General features: G+C 64.3%; 25 protein-coding genes and 1 pseudogene. 12 read left to right on the top strand and 14 right to left on the bottom strand.

The genetic code is table 11. The features are described 5' to 3' along the window. The first annotated feature begins 54 nt into the window (after positions 1-54). Genes ACFELO_RS09170 through ACFELO_RS09180 form a run of 3 tightly spaced genes read left to right on the top strand, consistent with a single transcriptional unit; the run spans position 55 to position 3,769 of the window. Positions 55-1,107: a Fe(3+) ABC transporter substrate-binding protein gene (locus ACFELO_RS09170; RefSeq protein ID WP_440957462.1), complete on the top strand. Its 1,053-nt coding sequence runs from the start codon at positions 55-57 to the stop codon at positions 1,105-1,107. Continuing rightward, positions 1,104-2,693, top strand: a complete 1,590-nt coding sequence (locus tag ACFELO_RS09175; RefSeq protein WP_440957463.1) for an ABC transporter permease — start codon at positions 1,104-1,106, stop codon at positions 2,691-2,693. The genes ACFELO_RS09170 and ACFELO_RS09175 overlap by 4 nt, the downstream gene beginning before the upstream one ends. A gap of 17 nt (positions 2,694-2,710) precedes the next feature. Further along, positions 2,711-3,769: an ABC transporter ATP-binding protein gene (locus tag ACFELO_RS09180; protein WP_440957464.1), complete on the top strand. Its 1,059-nt coding sequence runs from the start codon at positions 2,711-2,713 to the stop codon at positions 3,767-3,769. Here the strand turns inward: ACFELO_RS09180 and ACFELO_RS09185 are convergent. The 4 genes from ACFELO_RS09185 to ACFELO_RS09200 all read right to left on the bottom strand — a co-directional run bounded on the left by ACFELO_RS09185 (position 3,759) and on the right by ACFELO_RS09200 (position 7,580). Next, positions 3,759-5,348, bottom strand: a complete 1,590-nt coding sequence (locus ACFELO_RS09185; protein ID WP_440957465.1) for an ABC-F family ATP-binding cassette domain-containing protein — start codon at positions 5,346-5,348, stop codon at positions 3,759-3,761. The two genes, ACFELO_RS09180 and ACFELO_RS09185, sit on opposite strands and share 11 nt — an antisense overlap. A 140-nt stretch (positions 5,349-5,488) precedes the next feature. Further along, positions 5,489-6,556: a Leu/Phe/Val dehydrogenase gene (locus ACFELO_RS09190; protein WP_440957466.1), complete on the bottom strand. Its 1,068-nt coding sequence runs from the start codon at positions 6,554-6,556 to the stop codon at positions 5,489-5,491. A 162-nt stretch (positions 6,557-6,718) separates the two neighbouring features. Beyond that, positions 6,719-7,315 carry a uracil-DNA glycosylase family protein gene (locus ACFELO_RS09195; protein WP_440957467.1) on the bottom strand — a complete coding sequence of 199 codons (597 nt, stop codon included), beginning with the start codon at positions 7,313-7,315 and terminating at the stop codon, positions 6,719-6,721. Further along, positions 7,308-7,580, bottom strand: coding sequence for a DUF3253 domain-containing protein (locus tag ACFELO_RS09200; protein WP_440957468.1), 273 nt, complete (start codon positions 7,578-7,580; stop codon positions 7,308-7,310). The genes ACFELO_RS09195 and ACFELO_RS09200 overlap by 8 nt, the downstream gene beginning before the upstream one ends. A 22-nt stretch (positions 7,581-7,602) precedes the next feature. Between ACFELO_RS09200 and ACFELO_RS09205 the strand changes: the two genes are divergently transcribed. Beyond that, positions 7,603-8,325 carry an acyltransferase gene (locus ACFELO_RS09205; RefSeq protein ID WP_440957469.1) on the top strand — a complete coding sequence of 241 codons (723 nt, stop codon included), beginning with the start codon at positions 7,603-7,605 and terminating at the stop codon, positions 8,323-8,325. A gap of 66 nt (positions 8,326-8,391) precedes the next feature. Here the strand turns inward: ACFELO_RS09205 and ACFELO_RS09210 are convergent, their stop codons facing one another. Continuing rightward, positions 8,392-9,672 carry a NupC/NupG family nucleoside CNT transporter gene (locus tag ACFELO_RS09210; protein WP_440957470.1) on the bottom strand — a complete coding sequence of 427 codons (1,281 nt, stop codon included), beginning with the start codon at positions 9,670-9,672 and terminating at the stop codon, positions 8,392-8,394. Between the two features lie 128 nt (positions 9,673-9,800). On the opposite strand from ACFELO_RS09210, the gene ACFELO_RS09215 reads away from it, so the two are divergent. After that, entirely contained in the window at positions 9,801-9,998 is a 198-nt protein-coding gene (locus tag ACFELO_RS09215) for a DUF1289 domain-containing protein (RefSeq protein ID WP_440957471.1), read from the top strand. On the opposite strand, the gene ACFELO_RS09220 is transcribed toward ACFELO_RS09215, so the two are convergent. Together ACFELO_RS09220 and ACFELO_RS09225 are read right to left on the bottom strand one after the other, a co-directional pair. Beyond that, the gene (locus ACFELO_RS09220; RefSeq protein WP_440957472.1) at positions 9,999-10,817 is read right to left on the bottom strand and encodes a sulfite exporter TauE/SafE family protein; all 819 of its coding nucleotides are present in this window, start codon (positions 10,815-10,817) and stop codon (positions 9,999-10,001) included. It abuts the gene before it with no gap. Positions 10,818-11,125: 308 nt separating this feature from the next. After that, the gene (locus ACFELO_RS09225) at positions 11,126-12,091 is read right to left on the bottom strand and encodes an NADP-dependent oxidoreductase (RefSeq protein WP_440957473.1); all 966 of its coding nucleotides are present in this window, start codon (positions 12,089-12,091) and stop codon (positions 11,126-11,128) included. A 102-nt stretch (positions 12,092-12,193) separates the two neighbouring features. On the opposite strand from ACFELO_RS09225, the gene ACFELO_RS09230 reads away from it, so the two are divergent. Continuing rightward, positions 12,194-12,796: a TetR/AcrR family transcriptional regulator gene (locus tag ACFELO_RS09230; protein ID WP_440957474.1), complete on the top strand. Its 603-nt coding sequence runs from the start codon at positions 12,194-12,196 to the stop codon at positions 12,794-12,796. Positions 12,797-12,889: 93 nt separating this feature from the next. On the opposite strand, the pseudogene ACFELO_RS09235 reads toward ACFELO_RS09230, so the two are convergent. The 3 genes and pseudogenes from ACFELO_RS09235 to ACFELO_RS09245 all read right to left on the bottom strand — a co-directional run. Further along, positions 12,890-13,003, bottom strand: a pseudogene (locus tag ACFELO_RS09235) (IS1595 family transposase); the annotation flags it as partial. Positions 13,004-13,230: 227 nt separating this feature from the next. Next, a complete protein-coding gene (gene dusA / locus ACFELO_RS09240; RefSeq protein ID WP_440957475.1) occupies positions 13,231-14,229 on the bottom strand; it encodes a tRNA dihydrouridine(20/20a) synthase DusA in 999 nt (332 codons plus the stop codon). A gap of 46 nt (positions 14,230-14,275) precedes the next feature. After that, on the bottom strand, positions 14,276-15,193 hold the full coding sequence (locus tag ACFELO_RS09245; protein ID WP_440957476.1) for a LysR family transcriptional regulator: 918 nt from the start codon (positions 15,191-15,193) through the stop codon (positions 14,276-14,278). A 101-nt stretch (positions 15,194-15,294) separates the two neighbouring features. Here ACFELO_RS09245 and ACFELO_RS09250 point away from each other — a divergent pair, with 101 nt between their 5' ends. The 3 genes from ACFELO_RS09250 to ACFELO_RS09260 all read left to right on the top strand — a co-directional run bounded on the left by ACFELO_RS09250 (position 15,295) and on the right by ACFELO_RS09260 (position 17,533). Next, a complete protein-coding gene (locus ACFELO_RS09250) occupies positions 15,295-15,702 on the top strand; it encodes a (R)-mandelonitrile lyase (RefSeq protein WP_440957477.1) in 408 nt (135 codons plus the stop codon). 90 nt (positions 15,703-15,792) lie between these two features. Further along, on the top strand, positions 15,793-16,848 hold the full coding sequence (locus ACFELO_RS09255; protein WP_440957478.1) for an NAD(P)-dependent alcohol dehydrogenase: 1,056 nt from the start codon (positions 15,793-15,795) through the stop codon (positions 16,846-16,848). Positions 16,849-16,981: 133 nt separating this feature from the next. Next, a complete protein-coding gene (locus tag ACFELO_RS09260; protein ID WP_440957479.1) occupies positions 16,982-17,533 on the top strand; it encodes a hypothetical protein in 552 nt (183 codons plus the stop codon). 3 nt (positions 17,534-17,536) lie between these two features. On the opposite strand, the gene pyrC is transcribed toward ACFELO_RS09260, so the two are convergent. After that, a complete protein-coding gene (pyrC, locus tag ACFELO_RS09265) occupies positions 17,537-18,580 on the bottom strand; it encodes a dihydroorotase (RefSeq protein WP_440957480.1) in 1,044 nt (347 codons plus the stop codon). A gap of 134 nt (positions 18,581-18,714) precedes the next feature. Between pyrC and ACFELO_RS09270 the strand changes: the two genes are divergently transcribed. The 3 genes from ACFELO_RS09270 to ACFELO_RS09280 all read left to right on the top strand — a co-directional run bounded on the left by ACFELO_RS09270 (position 18,715) and on the right by ACFELO_RS09280 (position 22,540). After that, the gene (locus tag ACFELO_RS09270; protein ID WP_440957481.1) at positions 18,715-19,266 is read left to right on the top strand and encodes a hypothetical protein; all 552 of its coding nucleotides are present in this window, start codon (positions 18,715-18,717) and stop codon (positions 19,264-19,266) included. A gap of 72 nt (positions 19,267-19,338) precedes the next feature. After that, positions 19,339-19,911, top strand: a complete 573-nt coding sequence (locus tag ACFELO_RS09275) for a response regulator (RefSeq protein ID WP_440957482.1) — start codon at positions 19,339-19,341, stop codon at positions 19,909-19,911. 208 nt (positions 19,912-20,119) lie between these two features. Continuing rightward, positions 20,120-22,540: an ATP-binding protein gene (locus ACFELO_RS09280; RefSeq protein WP_440957483.1), complete on the top strand. Its 2,421-nt coding sequence runs from the start codon at positions 20,120-20,122 to the stop codon at positions 22,538-22,540. A gap of 61 nt (positions 22,541-22,601) precedes the next feature. Here ACFELO_RS09280 and ACFELO_RS09285 read toward each other — a convergent pair whose 3' ends face one another. Genes ACFELO_RS09285 through ACFELO_RS09295 form a run of 3 tightly spaced genes read right to left on the bottom strand, consistent with a single transcriptional unit; the run spans position 22,602 to position 24,273 of the window. Further along, entirely contained in the window at positions 22,602-23,207 is a 606-nt protein-coding gene (locus tag ACFELO_RS09285) for a periplasmic heavy metal sensor (RefSeq protein ID WP_440957484.1), read from the bottom strand. Then, complete coding sequence (locus tag ACFELO_RS09290; protein ID WP_440957485.1) at positions 23,204-23,623, bottom strand: hypothetical protein; 420 nt, start codon at positions 23,621-23,623, stop codon at positions 23,204-23,206. Before ACFELO_RS09290 ends, ACFELO_RS09285 begins: the two co-directional genes overlap by 4 nt. Next, positions 23,620-24,273 carry an RNA polymerase sigma factor gene (locus ACFELO_RS09295; RefSeq protein ID WP_440957486.1) on the bottom strand — a complete coding sequence of 218 codons (654 nt, stop codon included), beginning with the start codon at positions 24,271-24,273 and terminating at the stop codon, positions 23,620-23,622. Before ACFELO_RS09295 ends, ACFELO_RS09290 begins: the two co-directional genes overlap by 4 nt. Positions 24,274-24,286: the final 13 nt, after the last annotated feature.

A 24,286-nucleotide genomic window follows, 5' to 3' on the forward strand; every position in this document is an offset into this window, starting at 1 on the left:
TCCCCCGGACAGGACAGACGTCCGTTATGTCTGTCGGAAGTACAAGGACACGCCATGACACTCGCCACCGCCTGCAAAAGCCTTCTGCTCGGAATGGTCAGCCTGAGCGCGCTCAGCGCCTGCAGCCCTTCCGGTTCGTCCTCAGGTGAAGGCGTGGTCAATGTCTATACGGCGCGCCACTACGCGTCTGACGATGCCCTCTATGACGCCTTCACCGAACACACAGGCATCGAGGTCAATGTCATCGAGGCGCCGGGCGATCTCTTGATCGAACGGGTGCGCGCCGATGGCGACCGCTCCCAGGCTGACGTGGTGATCACCGTGGATGCAGGCCGTCTCTGGCGCGCCGATGAAGCGGGGCTGTTCCAGCCCGCGCCGGAACTGGACAGCGTTCTGGCGAATGTTCCCGCCAATCTGCGACAGCCGGATGGCGACTGGTTCGGTTTCGCCAAGCGCGTGCGCGTCATCGCCTATGCGAAAGATCGTGTGGATCCCTCCGAAATCAGCAGCTTTGACGATCTGACCGACCCGCAATGGGCCGGCCGCGTCTGCGTGCGCTCCTCCAACAATGTCTATAACCAGTCCCTGCTTGCGGCGATGGTCGCCCAGGAAGGCGTCGAGGCGGCTGAAGCCTGGGCCCAGGGCATTGTCAACAACATGGCGCGCGCGCCGCAGGGCGGGGACACCGACCAGATTCGCGCCGTCGCCGCGCGCGAATGCGATGTCACCATCATCAACCATTACTATCTCGCCCGCTTCATGCGTTCGGAAAATCCGGGCGATCATGAAATCGGTGAGCAGATCGGCGTGATCTTCGCTGATCTCGGCGATGACGGCGCGCATGTAAACGTGTCCGGCGCGGGTCTCGCGGCCAATGCGCCGAACCGCGAGAACGCGGTCGCCTTCCTTGAATTCCTGCTCTCTGACGAATCCCAGCGCATCTTCGCCGAGCTGACCAACGAATACCCGGTCATTCCGAGCGTCACTTATGACAATGACGTGCTGGACGCGTTTGGCGAGTATTCCTCTGATGACGTCAATGTGGATGAGCTGGGCGCCAATGCCGGCGAAGCCCAGCGCATCTTTGACCGTGTCGGCTGGCCGTGATCGCATCACGCGCCCAGTTCAATCCGGTCAGGCCCGCCATTGTCGCCGCTCTGATCTGCGCCGCACCGCTTCTGGCGGTCGCGGCGCTTGGCGTTTTCGGGCCCTGGACAGACTATATGGGCCATATCGCCCGCACCCGCCTGCCCGCCTATCTGGGCCATACGGCGCTGGTGACGAGCGTGGCGGCCTTGAGCGCATGTCTGGTCGGCGTGCCGCTCGCCTGGCTTGTGGCGCGGTATCGCTTTTTCGGACGCTCGGTCTTTGAATGGCTGCTGGCCCTGCCCCTGGCGGCGCCCGCCTACGCCTCCGCCTATGGCTGGTATGACCTGACCCAGCCCGGCGGTCCGGCGGACTTCCTCCCAACCGTGCGCGGGCCCATCGGGGCCGGGCTGATCTTCGGCTTTGCGCTCTACCCTTACGTCTATCTTCTGGCGCGAGAGGCCTTCGCCGGTCAGTCCGCGGACGCCTACGAAGCCGCCCGCACGCTGGGCGCCAAGCCGCGCAGCGCCTTCCTGCGCGCCGCGATTCCCATGGCCCGTCCCGCCATCGCAGCCGGTCTTGCGCTAGTGGTCATGGAAAGCCTCGCCGATTACGGCGCAGTCGTCCATCTGGGCGCCCCGACCCTGTCGGTAGGCCTGATCCGCGCCTGGGCCGGGGAAGGCGCGATTGCAGACGCCGCACGCCTCGCGCTGATTCTGGTCATGATCGCCTTTGTCCTGTTCGCGCTCGAGCGCAGCCAGCGCCAGCGGGCGCGCCAGACCAGCGCTTCCGGGCGACGCCGTCCGCCGCGGCGGGTTTCGCTGTCGCGCGTACAAGGCGGGCTCGCCATCCTCGCCTGTCTCAGCCCGGTCCTGATCGGGCTTGTGATTCCTCTGGGACGGCTCACTTATCGCGCCTTTCACGCCCCCATGGCGCGGGATCTGATGCAAGCCGCCACCCATTCGCTGACGCTGGCGGTGCTGTCCGGCGTTGTCGCCGCCGCCATCGGGCTGGCCTGCGCCTATGCCTTGCGCAGCAAGAAGACCGTTGCGGTCGCCGCCGCCCGTCTGGCCGGGTTGGGCTATGCCGTCCCCGGTTCTGTCGCCGCTCTGGGCGTTCTGGTCCTGCTGGGCGGTCTGCAAACCGGACTGGATGACGCCTGGACCCGGATGACCGGCGTGCAGTTCCCGCTCCTCGTTTCGGGCGGGGTGCTGGCCTTGATCTTCGCCTATCAGTCCCGCTTCGCTGCGGCCTCCATCGGCCCCTCTGAAAGCGCCTTGCAGCGCGTGACGCCCACACTCGACATGGCGGCCCGCACGCTGGGCGCCGGTCCGGGAGAGACGGCCTGGCGGGTGCATCGCCCCATGGTGATGTCCGGCTCGCTTCTGGCGGCGCTTTTGGTGTTTGTGGAGGTGCTCAAGGAGCTCCCCGCCACGATGATCCTGCGCCCGTTCAACTATGACACCCTCGCCGTGATCGCGAACAACTATGCGTCTGATGAAAGATTGGGCGAAGCGGCGCTGCCTGCGCTATTGATCACGCTGATCGCCCTGCCGCCCATGATCTGGATCGCACGCCGGATCACGCGGCAAGAGGGCGCGAAATGACTGGACTTCGCTAGACTATGACCGCCGTCAAACTCGATGATCGCCTGCTGGAAGTGTCCGGCGCCGTGGTGCGTTTTGCGCCCGGTCGCGCCGCTGTGGACGGCGTCGAGCTGACCCTGACATGCGGGCGGGTGACGGCGCTTTTGGGCCCGTCAGGGTCTGGCAAATCCACGCTTCTGCGCGCCATCGCCGGGCTGGAGCCGCTGGATGCCGGCGAGATCCGGTTCGAAAACCATTTGTGGAGCGCCAAGGGCCTTCACAAGCCGCCGGAAGATCGGCGTTGCGGCGTGGTGTTTCAGGACTATGCCCTGTTCCCGCACCTCACCGCGCTCGACAATGTGGCGTTCGGCCTGCGCGAAGGCCCCAAGGCGCACCGACGCGAGATCGCGCTTAAACGTCTGGAAGCGGTGGAGTTGGCCCATCGCGCCAAGGCCTACCCCCATGAGCTGTCGGGCGGTGAGCAACAACGCGTGGCGCTGGCGCGCGCGCTGGCGATCAAGCCCGATGTCATGCTGCTCGATGAGCCGTTCTCCGGCCTCGACCGTCGTCTGCGCTCGGATCTGCGCGGCGCAACGGCGGACGCTCTGCGCCAGTCCGAAGCGGCGACCCTGATCGTGACGCACGATGCCGAAGAAGCGCTGGAGCTTGCTGATTCCATCGCGCTGATGAATGACGGCAAGATCATCCAGACGGGCGCCCCTGACACGCTGTACATGAAGCCCGCTTCGCTGACCGCAGCGCGTCTTCTGGGCGATGTGGATGCGTTTGAGGCGGACATTTCGGACGGTGTCGTCCGGACCGTGCTGGGCTCCTATCCGGCGGAAGGTTTCACCAATGGGGACAATGCGTTGCTGCTGGTCCGCCCCGAAGGCGTGATCCTGGGCCGCGCGGATGCAGAGGGCGCCCTCGCCCGCATCACCGCGCGCCGGGTCAGCTCCGGCTATGCGCGTTTGACCTGCCGGCTTGAGACTGGCCAGACACTGGAAGCTCGCGCCAGCCTGAAAGAGAACCACCGCGTGGGCGATGCCGTGCGCCTGAGCGTCGAGCCTGCTTTCGCGCATCTGGTCAGCGCCTGAACGGCGTCAATTCCAGCCTGTCATCCAGCCCCAGCGCCTCAAGGAACGCCTCGTCGTGACTGACGGCCAGTATGGCGCCCGAAAAGTCCGCCAGCGCCTGTTCCAGCGCTTCCACGGCCTCGATATCGAGATGGTTCGTGGGCTCATCGAGCAAGATCAGCTCAGGCGGCTCACCGCCCAGAACGCCCGCCAACCCGGCGCGCAAGCGCTCCCCGCCACTCAGGGCTGAGACCGGCTTCTCGGCCTCTGTATTGCGCAGATCGAACTGGGCCAATGCTGCGTAGGCGGCATTGCGCGACAGCGCCGGATCACGGGCGCGGAGCGCGTCGACGACGCTCAGAGCCGGATCCAGATCACTTACGGTCTGATCGAGCCGGGCAATGCACCCTGTGGTGCGGCGGATCTCTCCGGCATCGGGCGCGAACACGCCTTCGGCCAGTTTCAGCACGGTCGTCTTCCCGGCCCCGTTCGGCCCGGTGATCGCCACGCGCTCACCGCCTGAGAGTGCAAAGCTGAGCTGGTCGATGACGGGCGCTTCGCCATAGCCGAACGATACGGCGTCAAACGCCAGAACCGTACGGCCCTGCGGGCTGTCCGCGCCCACGGCCCTGATATTGAGTTTGGCGCCGGTGTAAAGCTGGCTTCGCGCTGCTTCAAGACGGCTCGTCGCCTCGCTGACCCGCTTCTGGCTAATGCTGGCGAGACGCCCCGCGGTCGCTTCGCTGCGATTCTTCATGGCGTCGAGCAGCACCTTGGGCTGGCTGCCATCGGCGCGTTGCGCCTTACCCGAGCGCGCCCGGCGCTGCAGCCGGGCTTCGGCTTCCTTCGCGGCGCGTTTGACCTGTCGCGCTTCAGCGTCCAGCCGGTCATGTTCTGCCTGCGCGCGAGCGCGGGCGGCGCCCCGCTGGGCCACATAGTCTGACCAGCCACCGCCAAACATCGACCAGCCCGGGCTCTCCAGCGCGACGATGCGGTCCACATGCTCCAGAAGTGCGCGGTCATGGCTGACGATCACCAGCCCGCCCGGCCAGTCTTTCAGCATCTGATGCACGGCGGCGCGCCCCTCGGCGTCGAGATTGTTGGTGGGCTCATCCATCAAAAGGATGTCCGGCGCCGTGATCCAGGCCCGCGCCAGCGCCAGCCGCGCGCGTTGGCCGCCGGACAGCGCCGAGAGCGGTCGATCAAGCGCCAGACCGCCCAGACCGACGCGATCCAGTGCGGCCTCCACGCGCGCCTCCAGCGTCCAGTCGGCGGCGTCAAAGTCGGCGTCCTCGCCCGCGCCTTCGGTGATGCGTTTGACGCAGGCGAGCGCGTCGCTGATCCCCAGACCCGTTGCGAGGTCGCCCTCAGCCGCCGCACCGGACTGTTCCAGCCAACCGATCCGGCCATGCGCTGCGACGCTGCCCGATGAAGGCGCAACACCGCCCGCCAGCGCCCTGAGAAGCGTGGACTTGCCCGCCCCGTTGGTGCCGACAATGCCTGTCACCTCAGCGCCGAAGCTGAGGGTGAAGTCCTTCAGAAGGCAGGTGTGATCAGGCGTATGGAGGGAAAGAGCGTTTGCAGAAAGACAGGCGGACATGACGGACTCCAGACAAGGTTGCGCAAGGGGCGAAACGGGTCTGAAGCTTCATCGGTCGGGTGTCCTTCAATGCAGAAACGGCGGCCTGACTACAGGCCGCCGTTCCGGTGTGCAAGTTTATTTCAGGCCAGAAAGCGGGCTTATTCCGCCGCCAGGGCCTTTTGCTCGGCCGCATCAGCAAGACGCTGGCGCGCAATCTCGTCGGCGACGAGGTTGGACGGACGGTTCTCGCGCGCCGCGGTGTCCATGATCTCGCCCAGCGTCGCTTTCAGGGTGTGCAGCTTGCCTTCCACCCATTTGGCGTCAAAGCGCGTGTCGATCTCTCCCATGACGTTGATGATGCCGCCGGCGTTGATGACATAGTCCGGCGCATACAGGATGCCGCGCTTGACCAGCTCGGCGCCCATATCGCGGGTTTCCAGCTGGTTGTTGGCCGCGCCCGCCACCACTTTGACCTTCAGACGGTCAATGGTGTTGGGGTTGATGATCGCGCCCAGAGCACACGGGGTGAAGATGTCCGCATCCACGTCGTATATGGCGTTCGGATCTTCCACCACGGTCGCGCCGGTTTCCTTGGCGAGCGCCTTGAGCTCGGCTTCGCGAATGTCGGCGAGGTGCAGCTCGGCGCCGGCTTCAGCCAGGTGACGCACCAGATAGGCGCCCACATGGCCGGTGGCGCCCTGAACGGCGATCTTCACACCCTTGAGGTCTTCAGAGCCCAGACCGCGTGCAGCGGCCGCCTGAATGCCCATGAACACGCCCTTGGCGGTCACCGGGGACGGGTCGCCCGTGCCGTCCGGCAGGCCCACCACGTGACGGGTGGTGCGGCGCGCCGCAACCATGTCGTCCGGAGACACGCCGACATCTTCTGCAGAAATGTACTGGCCATTGAGGCTTTCCAGCGCACGACCGAAGGCTTCAAACAGCGCTTCACGGTCGAAATCGCCCTGCGGCTTGATGATCACGGATTTGCCGCCGCCAATGGGCAGGTCCGCCATGATGTTCTTGTAGCTCATGCCCTGGGACAGGCGCAGCACGTCGGTCACCGCCTCGGCAGAGGACGGATAGGACCACATGCGGCAGCCGCCAACGGCCGGGCCGCGGGCGGTGGAGTGCACCGCCAGAATGGCTTTCAGCCCCGTCGCCGGATCGGTGGCGAAGAGAACTTTTTCGTGGTTGTCGAAGGCGTTATGCTCGAACAGGCTCATGAGCGGGGAGTCCTTCCTGTCGCGATACGAAAATGGGACGCTGGCGGAGACAGGGCCGCTTCATTGGCGGTCGCTTCCATCCCGGGGCCAGCGTGTGCGCCGCCTCGATACTCCCTGTCACAAACGTGTGCAAGTGTCCGTTTTACTTGGGTAAATGTACGGTCAATTTACACTGTTCAGCATTTCGCGAACGCGAGATTTCAGCTCGGGCAAAACGTCTTTTTCAAACCAAGGGTTACGCTTCAGCCAGCCGGTGTTTCGCCAGCTTGGATGCGGCAGCGCAACATAATCCGGCCAGTACAGTCGCCACTGCTTTACGGTGTCTGTCAGCGTCTTTGCAGCGCGAGTCTTCAAATGCCAGCGCTGTGCATGGGCGCCCACCAGTAAAGTCAGCCCCACACGGGGCAGCGCCTCACCGACGCGGTCCTGCCAGAGCGGCGCGCATTCGCGTCGGGGTGGTTTGTCGCCGCCTTTCGCATCCAGACCCGGAAAGCAGAACCCCATGGGCGTGATGGCGATGGCGCGTTCGTCGTAGAACTCGTCCTCGCTCACCCCCATCCAGTCGCGCAAACGATCCCCGCTGGGATCGGTGAACGGCTTGCCGCTGGCCTGCACGCGCGTGCCGGGCGCCTGTCCGACAATGCGGATGCGCGCGCTCGCCTCGCCCCAGATCACAGGACGCACGGGATGATTCAAATGGGGCTGGCAGACCCGACAGGCGCGGATCTCGGCCTTCAGCGGATCAAACGCCTCAGCCATCGCCTTCAGGCGCGGGCGCGTCGGGCGCCTTGGCGAGGCGATAGACGCCCTTGAAGTTTTCCGGGTCCACCGGCTTGCCCTTGCGCAGGATCACGATCTTGCCCTGACGGGCCAGATGGATCGCGGCGTTGCGCACATGGCGCATGCGGTTCTGCCAGTCTTCAGGAAAGACCTCGCGCGCTGCCTCAGAGGGGCAGATGCTCTTTTCCGGCCCTCGCTGCTCGACCAGGGACAGAATCGCGGTTTCGATAACGTCTTCGCTCATTCTGGCTGGATACTCCAAAACCATGCGTCATGACCACCGCCCTTACTGGATGCACGCTCTGTGGGAGCAGTATGAGAACTGGTGGGTCCGGCGCTTTGTCGAACCCCATTTCGAAAGTCTGGGGAAGAACGCCAAGATCGTCCGCCCGTGGAATGTGGAAGTGTTCGGCCCCAATGTGCATGCCGGGCAAGCGATTCACGTCGTCAGCCGACGCGACCAGCCCGTCAGTTTCACCGTCTGGTCGCCCCAGGATGCGCCGGGCGAGATCCGCATCGGCGATTGCTGCTTCTTCGCCGGCGGGGTGCGCATTCTGGCGGGACAAAAGATCGTGATTGGCGACGGCGCCCTGATCGCGAAATCCGTCACGATCACCGACAGCGACTGGCACGACATCTATGACCGCATCACCCCGCGCCCGCCCAGCAAGCCGGTCATCATCGGCCGCAATGTCTGGATCGGGGACGGCGCCTTTGTGGGCAAGGGCGTGACCATTGGCGACAACGCCATCATCGGCGCCCGCTCGGTGATCACCAAGGACGTGCCCGCCAACACCGTGGTCGCGGGCGCGCCCGCCAAGCCGGTCAAGTCGCTTGATCCGGACGGCCCCTTCAAGACCCGCATGGAAATGCTGGGCGACGCCGAAGGCCTCGATCGCTTTATGAAGGCCGCCTATCGCGAACAGCTCAAGGGCAATTCCACGCTGGGCTGGCTCAGAAGCAAGCTCTTCCCGCGGCGGGGGGATTAGCCGCCTGCCCCAAACAAAAACGGCCCCGGATTTCCGGGGCCGTTTTCTAGTTGACGTGTCGCCTGTCTAGCTGAACAGGCTCATCGGCAGGGTTCCGATCACGGCGCCCGTCATCAGGGTCGCAAGCGTGCCGGAGATGAGCGCGCGCGGGGCGAGCTTGAGGATGTCCTCACGGCGGCTCGGCGCCACGGCGATGAGGCCGCCCACCAGGATGCCGACCGAGGAGAAGTTCGCAAAGCCGCACGCCGCATAGGTCAGGATGAGGCGCGAGCGCGGGCTGAGCACGTCGGCGTTCGCCGCGAGCGCATCATAGGCGAAGATCTCGTTCAGCGCGGTCTTGAAGCCCATCACGGTGCCGCCCGCCTGCGCTTCACTCCAGGGCAGGCCTGCGACCCACACTAATGGCGAGAACAGGAAACCCAGCGCCCGTTGCACGGTGATCGGCTCGCCCATGAAGTCCGGCAGGCCGCCCAGCATGAAGTTCACCAGCGCGACGATGGCGGTGAACACCAACAGCATGGCGATGATGTTGATGAAGAGCTTCACGCCGTCCGCAACGCCGGTGGTCAGCGCGTCCATGGTGGAGTGATAGAGCTGGACCGGGATGCGTTCCTTCTCGGCCTGCTCGGCGGTCTCGTCCTGCGGGTGCATCAGGCGCGCCAGAATGGCCGCCGCAGGCACCGAGATCAGCGAGGCGGTCAGGATGTGGCCCGCAGCGTCATCAAGCACGGCGTTGAGCTGGCTCACATAGATGGCCATCACCGAGCCCGCCACGGTGGAAAAGCCCACCGTCATGATCAGGAAGAGGTCCGAGCGGGAGATCGCAGGCAGGCGCGGACGGATCAGCACCGGGCTTTCCGTCATCCCCAGGAAGATGTTCGCCGCAGCGCCCAGAGACGCGGCGCCGGACAGGTTCAGGATGCGGCGGAACAGGCTGGCGAAGCCGCGCACCGCAAACTCCAGAATGCGCCAGCGCCACAGCACGGCCGAGATCGCTGACAATACGATCACCATGGGCAGGGCCTGGAAGGCGAAGGTGAAGGTCAGCCCCTCGGCGCCCTCGCGGATCACATAGGGGTTCTCACCCCCGCCCAGATAGCCGAACACGAAGCTCGTGCCCTGGGTGGTCGCGGCCTGAAGCACTTCGACCACAGTGGTCAGCGATGACAGAAATGCGCGCGTGGGCGCAAAGCTGAACAGCAGGATGGCGATGGCGAACTGGACGGCGACGCCGCCAATCACCAGAACAACCGGCGGCGTCTTGCGCGGGCCAAGCGCCCAGGCGATGGCCAGAAACACGAACACGCCGATGAGGCTGCGCAGCTGCAGACCCAGATCTTCAATCATGTGAATGAATTCCCCTAATGACGGCCCACGCCGCGTTGGGCGTTTGTCACAGGTTCGCCAAAATACCGTTTTCTTAAAGAAACACTAGTGCGCTTGCAGCAGAAGCCTTAACGCGCCAGTTTCAGGCCATGAGCGAACCGATCTGGAGCCCCTGCAAACGCGTCTGCGTCGTCGATCCCAATGCAGCGATCTGCGTGGGCTGTTTCCGCACCATGGACGAGCTGGGCCGCTGGATGAAGATGACCCAGCAAGAGCGTCTGGCGATCAAGCCCGAGTTGAAAGCGCGCGAAGCCGCCTATCGGGAAAAGCGCAAGGCGAACCGCTAGCTAGCCGACGAAGATCGCTTCGCGCAGCATGTTCAGCGACATCACCAGCAGGCCCACGGCGAAGAATTGCTTGAGCCGTTTGGGGTTCAGGCTGTGCGCCAGATTGGCGCCTACCGGCGCCAGAAAAACCGCGGACGCCGCGAGCGTGACGAACGCGGCCATGTTCACATAGCCCAGCGAGAACGGCGCCCGGCCCGGCTCATCGAGCCCTGCGACCATGAAGCCGATGGCGCCCGGAAGGCCAATCGCAACGCCGAACCCGGCGGCGGTGGCGACAGCGGTGTGGATCGTCTTGCCGTGCAGGGTCATCAGCGTGACGCCGAACACGCCGCCGCCAATCCCCATAAGGGACGACAGGATGCCGATGGTCATGCCCAGCACGGTCTTCATGGGCTGGCCCGGCAGGTCATCCGCCAGCTTCCAGTCCGGACGGCCAAAGAAAAACTGCGCTGACAGCAGAAGCGCCACCGCGCCAAACAGCCCTGTCAGCGCCCGGCCCGGCGCCAGGTCGGCGACAGCCGACCCCACCAGCGCGCCGATGACGATGAAGGGCGTCCAGGTCTTGAGCACCTGGAAGTCCACCGCGCCTTTCTTGGCGTGAGCAGCGACCGAGCGCAGGGAGGTCGCCACGATCACCATCAGCGAGGTGCCCACGGCGGCATGCATGGCATGCGCCTCATACCCCAGCCCGTTCAGTACGTAATAGAGCGCGGGCACCATGATGATGCCGCCGCCAATGCCGAACAGGCCCGCAATCAGCCCGGCGAAGGCGCCGACGGCCAGAAGAGCGAGAATGAAGGGGATGAGCGAGGCGTCCATGGTGCGGCCTTTCACAAAGACTGAAAGAGGGCCGCACTTGTGCGCCGTTTCATGGCGCGCTGCAACATGCAGTCGAGAAAGGGTTTCCCGCTTATCCACCAAAGAAAGCGGCAACATCAGCAACCAGCCCTTTGGCGCTGAAAGTCGGTGATCTGATCGACGGCGCCATTTTCCGCGTCAGCTGCATCAAGCCTCATTGGGGATGAGACAAGAGCAAACCGCAACACAGAACTCCTTGAGCGCGTCGCAGTCTGCACTCACATTGCCGCCCCGCCGGGTGAAGGCGGAGCGACAATACCAGAGCCGCGTCAGGACAGAACGACGATCTTGCCGACGATGCCCTTGCTGGCATAGGCCGCATAGGCAGCCGCAGCATCCTCCAGGCCGAAGGTTCCAGCGATCTCGGGCGTCAGCTTGCCTTCTTCCAGAACGCTTGCCACGTCTTCCATGGTGGCGAGTTGCCCTTCGGTGTCCGCCACGAAGATCGCCTCGACGTCCTTCCGGGAGATCATGTCGGGTTGAAGCGGCGGCATGGTGATCGACACGAGGCGCCCGCCGCTGCGCAGGTGACCCGCGACATCGGAGAGTTCATGGCCCGGCAAGGCGAGGTTGAAGATCGCATCCAGATCGACCGGATAGCCCGCTGCGTCATATCCGGTGAACTGCTTGGCCCCCAGGGCAGCCAGCGTGCTCTGGTCCTCCGGCTTGGCCGTAGCCACGACCTCGACCCCAAGCGAGGCGAGATGGGAGACCAGCGCGGTGCCGACGCCGCCAGAGGCCCCGATCACCAGAGCCCTCTCGCCTGCTGCGGCGCGACCTGCGCGGGCAGCAGCCAGCGCGGTCAGCCCGGTCGTTGCCACGGCGGCGGCCTGCGCGGGTTCAACTGTCGCGGGACGGCGCGCGATCACCGGCGTATCCGCCTCGACCACCATGTATTCGGCCATGGAGCCGGTGCCGACCGAGGGGCGCGATCCCGCCATCGGCCGCATCACGCGGGGGCTTGCGTAGCCGAAGATTTCGTCGCCCACGGCATAGCCGCTGACACCCTCGCCAACTGCCGTGACGGTGCCAGCAAAGTCGTTACCCATCACATGGGGGAAGGGCAGGTCAAGGAAGGCGCTCAGCTCTCCGGTCAGAAGGCGCATGTCGGCGGGGTTCACCGACGCCGCCTTCACCTTGATCTGAAGTTGGCCGGGGCCGGCTTCAGGGCGGTCGATGTCTTCGACGGATAGCACGTCGGGGGTGCCGTATTCGCGGGTGAGAAGGGCTTTCATGATGTGATCCTCTTGAGTCATGCTTCTAAACGGACCATGTAGTCACCTTAGAAGGCCGAATCAATAAGCGGACCGCGTGGTCCGTTAAATTTCGGAGATGTCATGCCAAAGCCTCGCGCACCTCGCTCGGATGGGTTGAAGAACCAGGCTTCGCTGCTGAAGGCAGCCGAAGAGGCCTTTGTCGAACAGGGCGTGGATGTCTCCGTCGCCGAGATCGCCAGGCGCGCGGGCGTCGGGAAGGGCACGGTGTTTCGACACTTCGACACCAAGGAAGACCTGCTGGCGGCCGTCGTGGTCACCCGTCTGCAAGACCTGATCGCGGAAGGGCGCGCACGTCTCGACGCGCCGGACAGCGCCAAGGCTCTCTACGATTTCCTTGAGCTGGGGGCGGCGCAGCGGCAGCAGCGCGGGCTTTCCTTCATGCAGGATGCCTATGTGGGGAACGACGTCATCGCTGCGGCGCGCAGTGATCTCCTGACCGTGCTGGACGCGCTTGTCGAGCGCGCCAAGGCCGAGGGGGAACTCCGCAAGGACGTCAACGGCGGGGACGTTGCCCTGCTGATGTGCGCGCCAGGCTATATCGCCAGTCACATCCATGAGGCGGACGAGGCGATCTGGAAGCGCTACCTCGCAATCATTTTCGACGGGCTGCGCCCGGAAAGCGCCCGAGCGCTGCCGGGTCACACGCCGGGGATGCCGAAGTAAGGTCCTGCACCGACGTCGGGAAATGGCTCGAAATACCTTTGCGCTTCAGGTCTGCGAAACGCGTATCTGCATCGCAGATGCATGGGGCAGCCATCAAGGCCAGCATAGCCCGTAGCTCTTCGAGCGGCGCAGCTGCTTACCGACAGCCCCTTGGAGCAGGACGCGCATCTGGTCGACCACCGGGATCGGTTTCCAGATTGTGGTTGATTTCTCCCGCTCGACACCCGCTTCCAGATGTCAGGGATGGACTTCAGTTCGGTGATCATCAGGGCTCTCCGCTCGTTCCGCCAACCGAGCAATGTTGGCCTGGCAGGTGTTCGGCGAAGAAGAAACTTGGAAAATCGCGCAAAATGCGGCGAGATGACGGAAAAGCTAAGCTAAGTCAGCACCTTGGGATAATCTCTGCTTTTTCTCGTGGATAAGCGGGAGGGGTTTTATTCCGCAGCGTGGACACTGACCGCGGCCAGCGCCTCTTCCATCACCTCCCAGCCCGCGCCGGGACGGTTGGCGCGTTCGGACAGGATCTGGCGCCATTTGCGCGCGCCGGGACGGCCCGCGAACAGACCCAGCATGTGACGGGTGATGGAATGAAGGCGCACGCCCTGTTCCAGCTGCGCCTCGATATAGGGCCGATAGGCCGCCACCGCTTCAAACGGGCTCGCACACGGGTCTGACGCCTCGCCATAGATGCGGGTGTCCACTTCAGCCAGCGTCCAGGGCGTGTGATAGGCCGCACGCCCCAGCATGATCCCGTCCGTGCCGTGAATTTCCGCCAGCCCGTGCTCCAGGCTTTCAAGTCCGCCATTGAGAAGGACTTCCAGATCAGGATGCTCCGCCTTCATTCGGCGCACCAGATCGTAATCGAGCGGCGGCACATCGCGGTTTTCTTTCGGGCTCAGCCCTTTCAGCCAGGCCTTGCGGGCATGAACGACAAAGGTCTTCACCCCGCTCTCGCGCACCGTCTCGACAAAGCCAAAGAGGGTCTGTTCGGGCTCCTGATCATCCACGCCCAGCCGGTGCTTGACGGTGACAGGGACCGACACCGCCTCGCGCATGGCGGTCAGGCAGTCGCGCACCAGCTCGGGCTCGCGCATCAGGCAGGCGCCGAACTTGCCCGACTGAACCCGATCCGACGGGCAGCCCACATTCAGATTGATCTCGAGATAGCCAAAGCGTTCGGCGATCCTGGATGCGCGCGCCAGAATCTCCGGATCAGACCCGCCCAGCTGAATGGCGACCGGATGCTCTGAGGCGTCAAAGCCGATGAGGCGCGGCGCATCGCCATGGATCAGCGCCTGGTCCACCGCCATCTCGGTATAGAGCACAGCGCGGCGCGACAGGACGCGATGGAAGGCGCGGCAATGCCGGTCCGTCCAGTCCATCATGGGCGCCACCGTGAACCGGCGGTCGAGAAGCGTTGCGCTGTTCGTCATGGGCGGGGGATGTAGTGCGAGCGAACAGAAAGCGCAAATCCGCCGGTCAGGCTCTGGCGCGCACCAGGCCCTGACGTTGCGCCTTCAGACGGTCCAGCAAGAGGCGGAAGGCCGGGGTCATCTGACGGCGACTGGGGTAATAGAGGTGATAGCCCGGAAAGGGCGGACACCAGTCTTCGAGCACGGTTTCCAGCGCCCCGGACTTCAGATGCTCGGCGATCAGCTGGTCGGGCAGACAGACCAGCCCGCCGCCCTTGAGCGCCATCTTGATGTTCAGCTCCGGATCATCACTGGTATAGCGCCCTTCCACGCGCACGCTGAGCGGTCGGCCATCCTTCTCGAACTCCCAGGCGTACAGACCGCCCAGGGTCTGGAGCCTGAGATTGATGCAGTCATGATCGGTCAGCTGGTGCGGCGTTTCCGGTCGCCCCGCTCGGGCGAAATAGGACGGCGCCCCGGCGACGCGCATGCTCAGATCCGGGCCAATGGACACCGCGATCATGTCCGCATCCACCTGCTCTCCCAGACGTACACCTGCGTCAAAGCCATCCTTGGCGATGTCGACAAGTCGCGCATCCACGCTGATCTCCACCTCGATATCGGGATAGTCCTGCATCAACTGGCTAACCACAGGCTCCAGAAGGTCATGCGCGGAATCCCGCGTTGCGGTGATGCGCAGCAACCCGGCCGGTGTCGAGCGAATCTGATCGAGGGTTTCAAGCTCGGCCTCGATCTCGTCCAGCGCCGGACGCAAACGCTCTGCTAACCGCCGCCCCGCTTCCGTGGGCGCCACATTCCGGGTCGTTCGGGTGAGCAAGCGCACGCCCAGACGATCCTCCAGACGGCGCACGACCTGACTGACCGCAGACTGGGAGGTGCTCAGCCGCACAGCGGCCTTGGTGAAACTGCGGGTTTCAGCGACAGCCAGAAAGGTCATCAGGTCGGAGAGGTCTTCGCGTTTCATTTATATCAATTTCGAATAAGCCCCAATCAGCCTCATATACTAATCACATTTATAACAGTCGCTATATCACGGGTGCACACAAGAAGAGGCAGGATTGAAAGATGGATATCCTTCATCAAGACCAACAACCCGCTGTCCAGGGCCCGGCCGAGACCTTTTCCGGTCAGGTTCAGATCAACGGCCTGTTCACGGCCCCTTCCCCGGCCGAAATCTCAACCGGCACGGTCACCTTTGAAGCCGGCGCCCGGACACACTGGCACACCCACCCGCTCGGTCAGCTGCTGATCGTAACCGACGGCGAAGGCTGGATCCAGATCGAGGGCGAAGCGCGCCAGGACATCCGCACCGGGGACATGGTGTGGATCGAACCGCACAAGAATCACTGGCACGGCGCCCAGGCCGACAAATCCATGACCCATATCGCAATCCAGCAGTCTGAAGACGGATCCCCCGTCGCATGGGGCGAAGCCGTGACCAATACCGATTACGCCCCTGAACTGAGCCAATAACCCGCAACGTTACTTAATATCGCTTGCGATATAAGCGCTTCATCCTACCTATCGGGCGAAGCGCTTTTCACCACCCCTCGGGAGACCCTCATGAAAACGACTGGCTACGCCGCCTACGCGCCGGACAAACCGCTGGCCCCGTATGACTTCGAACGCCGTGAGCTGCGCGGCAATGATGTCGCCATCGAGATTCTTTACAGCGGCGTCTGCCACTCTGACCTGCACACCGCCCGTGGCGACTGGGGCCCCTACACGGCGCCGCTGGTGCCCGGCCACGAGATCGTGGGCAAGGTGATCGCAGTGGGTCCCGACGTCGAAAATTACGCTGTGGGCGATCATGTGGGCGTCGGCTGCATGGTGGACAGCTGCCAGGACTGCGACCAGTGCGATCACGGCGAGGAGCAGTACTGCCGCAACGGCATGACCGCGACCTATGATTCCAAGGACCGCATATCCGGCGAGCCGACCCAGGGCGGCTATTCCAAGCATATCGTGGTGCGTGAAGAGTTCGTTCTGGCCATGCCGGAAGGACTGGATATCTCTCGCGCCGCGCCGCTGCTGTGCGCCGGCATCACGACCTATTCCCCGCTGCGCACCTGGAATGTCGGACCAGGCAGCCGGGTTGGTGTCATCGGCATGGGCGGTCTTGGCCATATGGCGATCAAGCTGGCCATCGCCCTGGGCGCGCATGTGACCGTGCTGAGCCGCTCTCCCAGCAAGGAGAAGGACGCCCTCGAGCTGGGCGCCGACGCCGTGCTGATCTCCACCGACAAGGATGCGATGAAAGAAGCGCGCAACTCGCTCGACCTCATCATCGACACCGTGCCGGTCAAGCACGATGTGACCCCGTACATGCCGCTTCTGGATGTGGACGGCACGCTCGCCATTGTCGGCCAGGTCGGCGTGATGGACGAGTTCATGTCCCCGCCGCTCATCATGGGCCGTCGCCGCGTCGCCGGCTCCCTGATCGGGGGGATCGCCGAGACCCAGGAAATGCTCGATTTCTGCGGTCGCATGAACATCCTGCCCGAGGTGGAGATGATCAGGATGGACGAGATCAACACCGCCTTTGACCGCATGGAAAAAGCCGATGTGCGCTATCGTTTCGTCATTGATATGAGCAGCATTGAAGCGCCGGCGGCCTAAGCCGACATCGCTTCAGAACCTGTCAGAACGCCGCCCTGCCCCGCGCAGGGCGGCGTTTTTGCGTCTGCTTGCGACGGCATCGCGAATGTCCGGACGTATAGGAGGTTTCCGTCCCCCCAATGGAGCCTTCGTGATGAGACTGACCTACACCCTGATTACAGCGGCAGCCCTGACTGTCACGGCCTGCGCGGGAGGCCCGCCCGAAGGCCGTGGCGCTCATGAAGGCGCGCCCGGGATCAATCCCGCCCGCGTGGGCGGCATCGTCACTCCGGCCAGTCTTGTGGTCGCCAGTTTCGACGCAAGCGCAGACGCGGTCGTTACAGCCGCCGAAGTGCGTACCGGTGCAGAAAGGGTTTTCCTGGCCTCTGATCAGGACAGCAATGGCGGTCTGTCCGGCATCGAGATTTCCGGATTTTCCCAGCGTCATCTGGGGGCTCAACATGCCATTCCGGGCCGGATCGCCTTTGATCCGAACGGCGATGCCGTTACGACGCTGGAGGAGTTCACAGCGGTCTGGATCGCCGAATTCACCCGCCTCGACACCAACGCGGATGGCGCAGTCACCCGCGAGGAGATGATCCGACAAGTCAGCATGAGCCCGTCCGGCCAAGGCCGCCCGGGTGGCGGGCGCGGCGGGCGTGGCGGTCCCGGCGGCGGTGGCCGGGGCCCCGGGGGTCCCGGCTAGTCGCTAGTCCTCAACGAGGCGCCAGGCCATGGCTTCACCGGCATGGAAGGGGACGATCTTGATGTCTCCGGCTTCCAGGGCTGCGGGGATGTCGGTGGGCTGGCGCTTGAGGGTGATCGTGCCCTCATTGAACGGCAGGCGATAGAAGGCCGGGCCGAACTCGCTGGCGAACCCTTCCAGCTTGCCGAGCGCGCCTTCCTCCTCAAAGGTCTGGGCGTAGCTCTCAATGGCGACCGGCGCGCTAAAAATGCCCGCACAGCCGCATGCGCTTTCCTTGGCGTGGCGCTCATGGGGCGCAGTGTCCGTGCCCAAGAAGAATTTCGGGTTGCCCGAGACCGCCGCCTTGCGCAGGGCCAGCTTGTGCAGGCGTCGCTTGGCGACCGGCAGGCAATAGGCGTGCGGGCGAATGCCGCCCACCAGCATGTCATTGCGGTCAATGCGCAAATGGTGCGCCGTAATGGTCGCCGCGAGGTTTTCGCTTCCCGCCTTCACGAACTCGACCGAGTGCTCGGTCGTAATGTGCTCCAGCACAACCCGCAGGCCCGGCATCTCCTTGAGAAGCGGGCCGAGGACCGTATCGAGGAACACCGCCTCGCGATCGAAAATATCGATATCGGGGCTGACCACCTCGCCATGCACCAGAAGCGGTATGCCCAGCTTTTCCATCCGCTCGAGCACCGGACGGATATTGGCGATATCGCTGACGCCATGCGCCGAGTTGGTCGTCGCATTCTGAGGGTAGAGCTTGGCGGCGGTGAAGACGCCCTCCCGGAAACCGCGCTCGATCTCGTCCGCGCTGATCGTGTCGGTCAGATAGGCCGTCATCAGCGGAGTGAAACCGCGCTCCGCCGGAACGGCGGCGTTGATCCGGTCGCGGTAGGCTATGGCCTGATCCACTGTCGTCACCGGCGGGGTCAGGTTCGGCATCACGATGGCGCGGGCGAACTGCCGAGCGGTGAAATCGGCGACGAACTCAAGCATCGCGCCGTCGCGCAGATGCACATGCCAGTCGTCGGGCTTGCGGAGGGTCAGCGTGTTCTGGGTCATGGCTGCGATTTACACAGGCTTTCAAGCCAGCGCAAACCCGTCCTGCGCGGTTGGCTGGAAGGGGTTTCGTAACCGTGTTGGTTAACCCGGCCTAGACCCGGCCCCCGTTATGCTGGTCGGCAAGGGAGTGCACGATGGCCAAAGCTGAATACCACAAGCATCAACGCGTCTACGTCAAACCGGTCGGCACCTGGGCGGTGATCGAGAAGGTCAAACCCCATTGGGTGCGAGACGTCGAGGAGCCGGTGAAGATCGCTTATGACTGCGGTCTGGGCCGGGACTTCACGGCAGACGAGCTGAGCGCGGAGGCGGTTGAGGAGAACCCGGTCGGCAACTGGCGGCTCATGCGGGCGCGTAATAAATGGCAATCGGCCGAGGAGTGCGCCCACCACCCGCAGCCCGGCACCTATCCGGTGGTGGTGACGGACAGCCAGAACTGGGGCGGCTGGCGCGTGCCCGGCGCCGAATATGACCGCGACCCGGGTCGCATCGAGCATCAGGCCCGTCTGATCGTGCATGCGCCCAGCCTGTTCGCGCTGGCTGAACGCCTTGTGAAGTCAGCCCAGGATGATCCGGACGCCTCCACGCAAACCATCACGCTCGCCAAGGGTGCGGCTGACCTCATCCGCGCCATCAACGCCCGGCCGGATGATATGCAGCAAAAGTCTGAAGGCACATTGGATTAACCGTACGGAAATGGCGTACGACCTAGATTGAACGCGAGTCAGACTTGAGCCCTGAGCGAACGGAGCCGTGGCATGACGCCCCGCATGGGCAATGTGAACACCCTGATCATCGACGATAATGCTCACATGATCAGCATTATCCGTTCGATGCTGCTCGGTTTCGGCATTTCCCGCACTCATGAATCGCGCGACGCCGTGGAAGCGTTCGAGATGGTGCGTCATGAAGCCATCGACCTGATTATCGTGGATTATCAGATGCCGCTTCTGGACGGGCTGGAATTCATCCAGATGGTCCGCCGCGGCGCGGACATGAAGAACCCGTTCGTGCCGATCATCCTGCTGACCGCGCATACCGAGCGCTCGCGCATCATGGCCGCCCGTGATGCCGGCGTCACCGAGATCTGCGCCAAGCCCGTCACGGCGCGCCAGATGTGGGAAAAGATTGTGGCCGTGGTCAACAATCCCCGCCCCTTCGTGAAGACCGCGAACTATCTGGGCCCGGACCGTCGCCGCAAACGCGAGGACTACAAGGGTCCCGAGCGTCGCGCCGCCGCTGCTGAAAAGCCCTCGGAAGGGGGTGAAAACACCGAATCCGAGGTCGTTGACGACAACGATCAGGACGCCATCGACAAGCTGATGGCTTAAGCCTCAAGACGGCTCTTAACCCGGTATTTACGGCGCTGGACGAACGCCCGCGGAACACCTTAGTTTGCGAGGGATGATTCGTGTCGGCCAACAAACCGCGCGCGGCGCCAAAAGCGATCGCACACCCGTTTCGGCCGAGACCGAAGCGAAGGGGTCGTTGTGGCCGACAACCCTTGCGGTTATTGCATTCTCGCTGGTTTTCGGATGCGTGATCCTGGTCAAGCTGCATCAGGAATGGACCGCCGCCCGCGCCGAGGCTGAAGCCTCCCAGGCGCGCACCGCCGCCTTCATCGCTGAACGCGTTTCCGGACGCCTGTCCGAAGTCCGCGGCGCGCTCGCCATGGCGGCCTCCCAGCTTGAGGTGATGAGCCCGGCCAGTCTGGATGCCGGCGCCCAGGCCGGCCTCGACAATCTGATCCAGGCGCCCTGGGTGAACGCCGCCGCCCTTCTCACCCCGGATGGACGCCTGATCGCGGCTGGCGAAGCTGACCCCGAAGCCCTCCGGGAAGCGGCCAATGCCGCGCTCCTCTCCAGCTCTGGCATTGCCGCGCGTCCCGGCCAGACGCCGCCGCTGGTGATCACTGCGCCCGCGCCTCTGGCGGACGGCTCGGTTGGCGCCCTTGTCGCCAGTCTCACGCCGCAGGGCCTCCTCCCGCGCTGGAACCGTGACGAGGTCGCCATGCTGACCGACGCGGACGGGCGCTTGCTGGCGCTCAACCCGGACACGCCATTCACAGGCGCGCCCTTCGCGGCTGAACGGCTGGGCCTAGACCCTGCCGCCGTCTCGGAAATGTCGCGCAATGGCGGCGCCATGCGTGGCGCGCATCTGGGAGAAGACACCCGTATCCTGGGGGCCGCCGCTATCAATGGCGCGCCGCTACAGGCGCTGAGCCTGGGCCCGGACGGCATTGATCGCTCGGCCTGGAACAGCACCCTTCTGTTCCACCTGCTTCTGTTCCTGGCGCCCTTGGGTACGGCGGGCGCCCTGTCCATCGTCCTGCGCAATCAGATGGGTCGACTGGGCGACACTCAGGCCAAGCTGACGGACTCCGAGGGCCGCCTCCACCTCGCTATTGAAGGCGCGCGTTGCGGGGTGTGGGACTGGGATCTGGATACCGACGAAGTGGAGCTGACCGATTCCTTTGCGCAGCTGATCGGACGCGCGCGCGGCGAATCGCTCTCCGGCCCGGAGTTGCTGCTGCTTCTGGGCAAGGAAGACCGCCCCAAGGTGCGCGCGGCCCTGCGCGGCGCCGCGAATGCCCAGGACGTCGATCTGGAAGTGCGCGCGGCGGGTCTGCCGGTCTGGCTGCAACTGCGCGGACGTCTGCTGCCCCATACCCGCCGGATCATCGGCGTCGCCATCGACATTACCGAGCGCAAGGGCGCCCAGGCGCGTGTAGCGGCGGCGGAATCACGCCTCCGCGCCGCGCTTGAATCCATGAGCGAGAGCTTCGTGCTGTGGGATGCTCGCGGCCGCCTCGTGTTGTGGAACCGCAAGTTCCGCGACTTCTTCGGCTTCAACGAACCCGATCTGCGCATCGGGTCGAGCTATGAGCAGGTCGAGGCTGCGGCGGCGCGGGCCATCAAGGCGGCTCATGCCTCCGAGGACGGTCAGGACGACTATGATCTCGAGCTCAATGACGGGCGCTGGATTCACTATGCCGAACGCCGCACCGCCGATGGCGGCCTTGTCAGCGTGGGCGCGGACATCACGGCCCTGAAGGACCAGCAGCGCGCCCTCAAGGATAATGACCGCGAGATGCGTCGCACGGTCGAGAATCTCCGTCGGTCGCAGGAGCGGGTTCAGGAACTCGCCGCCAATTACGAGCAGGAGAAGATCCGGGCCGAGGAAGCCAACCGCTCCAAGTCCGAATTCCTCGCCAATATGAGCCACGAGCTGCGCACGCCGCTCAACGCCATCAACGGCTTCTCCGAGATCATGGCGGGCGAGATGTTCGGTCCGCTCGGCCATGAACGCTATCAGGACTATGTCAACGACATCCTCAGCTCGGGCCAGCACCTGCTTTCGCTGATCAACGACATTCTCGACATGTCCAAGATCGAGGCGGGCAAGATGCAGCTTCAGCCCGAGCCCCTGATGCCCGCCGAAGTGATCGAGCAGTGCGTGCGGATCATGCGCGCCCGCGCCGAGGAGAAGTCCATCCAGCTGACGGTGGAAGGCGACGATCTGCCCGAGATCTGCGCCGATCCGCGCGCCCTCAAGCAGGTGCTCCTGAACCTGATGTCGAATGCGGTGAAGTTCACCCCCGAAGGCGGCAAGGTGAAACTGCGCGGCTTCCAGGCCGCCGATGGCGTGGTGCTTCAGGTCTCTGACACCGGCATCGGCATCTCTGAAGACGATCTGCAACGGGTCGGGCGCCCGTTCGAGCAAATCGAGAGCCAGCACTCCAAGAAGCACCAGGGTTCAGGCCTCGGCCTCGCCCTGTCCAAATCCCTGATCGAGCTGCATGGCGGCGCGTTGCGCATCGACTCGCGCCTGGGCGAAGGCACCACCGTGTCATTCACCTTGCCGGCGGAACCAAGCCTGCCTCAGGAAGCAGAGCCTGAAATCCTCCCCTCGGTCGATCATGACGAGACTGATGAGGCCACGGTCAGCGCGGAAGCCTGATCCGCACCGCAGCCCGGGAGTCCACGCTCGGCTCTAGAAGCCCGTGCGTCTACGCTCGGCTCTAGAACAGGTCCGGTTCGTTCGGGCCCGCCGGCGGTTCATGTCGCGGAGCGTGATCACGACGATCATGCGCGTCATCATCACCCCGCTCGCCGTCATGACGGCTCCCACGGTCACCGCCACGGCGGTCATGGTCGCGGTCATGATGACGGGTCAGGGCGCGATCAAATGCATCCCGACGCACATCAGCCGGCAAAATGCCCGCCGCATCCAGGATCAGCGCCTCGGTGCGTTGCTCCAGCCGCGCCCGTGCGTCCCGAGCCTCGCTCAGCGCTTCCGCCGCCGCTTCAGGATCATAAGGCTCGCTGGTCAGCACATCGCGTACTGCGCGGCGCTTGTCGCCCAGATCACGCATCAGGCCGTAGACCTCATCACGAGAGCCCGCCATGTGCTCAAACAGATCCCGGCGATACTCTTCGGGCACGGCGCGGAAAAAGCTGCGCGGCTCAAAGCCCTTCACACTCGCCGCATCCGCAGCGTCAGCGCGGATGGCTTCACGCGACGGGCCGTCGTCATGAAGCCAGCGATGGGCGCTGGCGCCGATGAGCAGACCGTTCAGCAGAACAGACGCCAGAAGCAGGGCGATCCAGATATTGATCCGGTTCATGAGCCATCCTCAAATAGGGTTTCCGTCTCGGACAGAACGGAAAAGGCGTTGGCGTACAAAACGTCATGGTTTGGCTGGGTATTCATCTGGGCGCCAACCCAGCCGGTCCCTGCCCCGAACATCAGGGCGAAAGCCGCAGCGATACCCGCCCAGCGAGGCGGTGCGAAGGCGCGACGAATACCCGAAACGGCAATGGTTTCATAAAGCGAAGGCGGCGGCGGGGCGATAGCATCCAGATCCAGCAGCGCGTCCAGCGCGGCGGCTTCTTCCAGAAGCGCCTGCGCCAGGTCTGGCTCCGCCTTCACGAACGCCTGTGCGCGCGCCTGCTCCTCGCTCGGCCAGCGCGACAGATCTCCGCCAAAAGCATCCGCCAGTTCAGAAAACCGGTCCGGGTTCATCGTGTGCATCTCGCTCATATTTCTTTCCCCGATCCGTGTAGTCCAGCCGCATCCGCGATCAATTCGTCACGATCCGCGGCGAGTTTCGCCTTCAAGGCGCGACGCGCCCGGGCCAGAAGGGATTCCAGCGCCTCGACGCTGACCTCCATGATCTGGGCCGCCTCTATATTGGAATGGTCCTGAAAATGGCACAGCTGAAGCGCCATTTTTTGCCGCTCCGGCAAGGCGTTGACCGCCTCTCTCACCCGGCTCAGCGCATCCTCGCCCGTCAGACGGTTCTCGGCGCTGACCGCGCCATCCATCTGTTCGGGCGCGTCCTCGCTGATCTGACTTTCGCGCTTCTTGCGCAAACGGTCATAGCAGGCGTTCATCGCAATCCGCGTCACCCAGGTCTCGAGCCGGGCGCGATCGGGATCGTAAAGCGCGATCTTGCGCCAGACCTTCATGAAGGTCTCCTGCGCCACATCTTCGGCTTCGTCCTGGTCGCTCAGCAGGCGCGCCGCCACGCCATGGACGCGCGGCAGGCACCTCTGGGTCAAAGCCCGGATAGCGCCGGCATCGCCCTGGGCGACGCCTTGAGCCAAACGGGCGTCCGCAGCGCGCGCCTCCTCACCCCCGCCCGTCCGGTGGGGGGATCCGTCTATGACTTTGAGAACGGGGCGAGACACGCGCGCTGCTTTC

Source organism: Oceanicaulis sp. LC35 (assembly GCF_052055585.1).
GTDB lineage: Bacteria > Pseudomonadota > Alphaproteobacteria > Caulobacterales > Maricaulaceae > Oceanicaulis.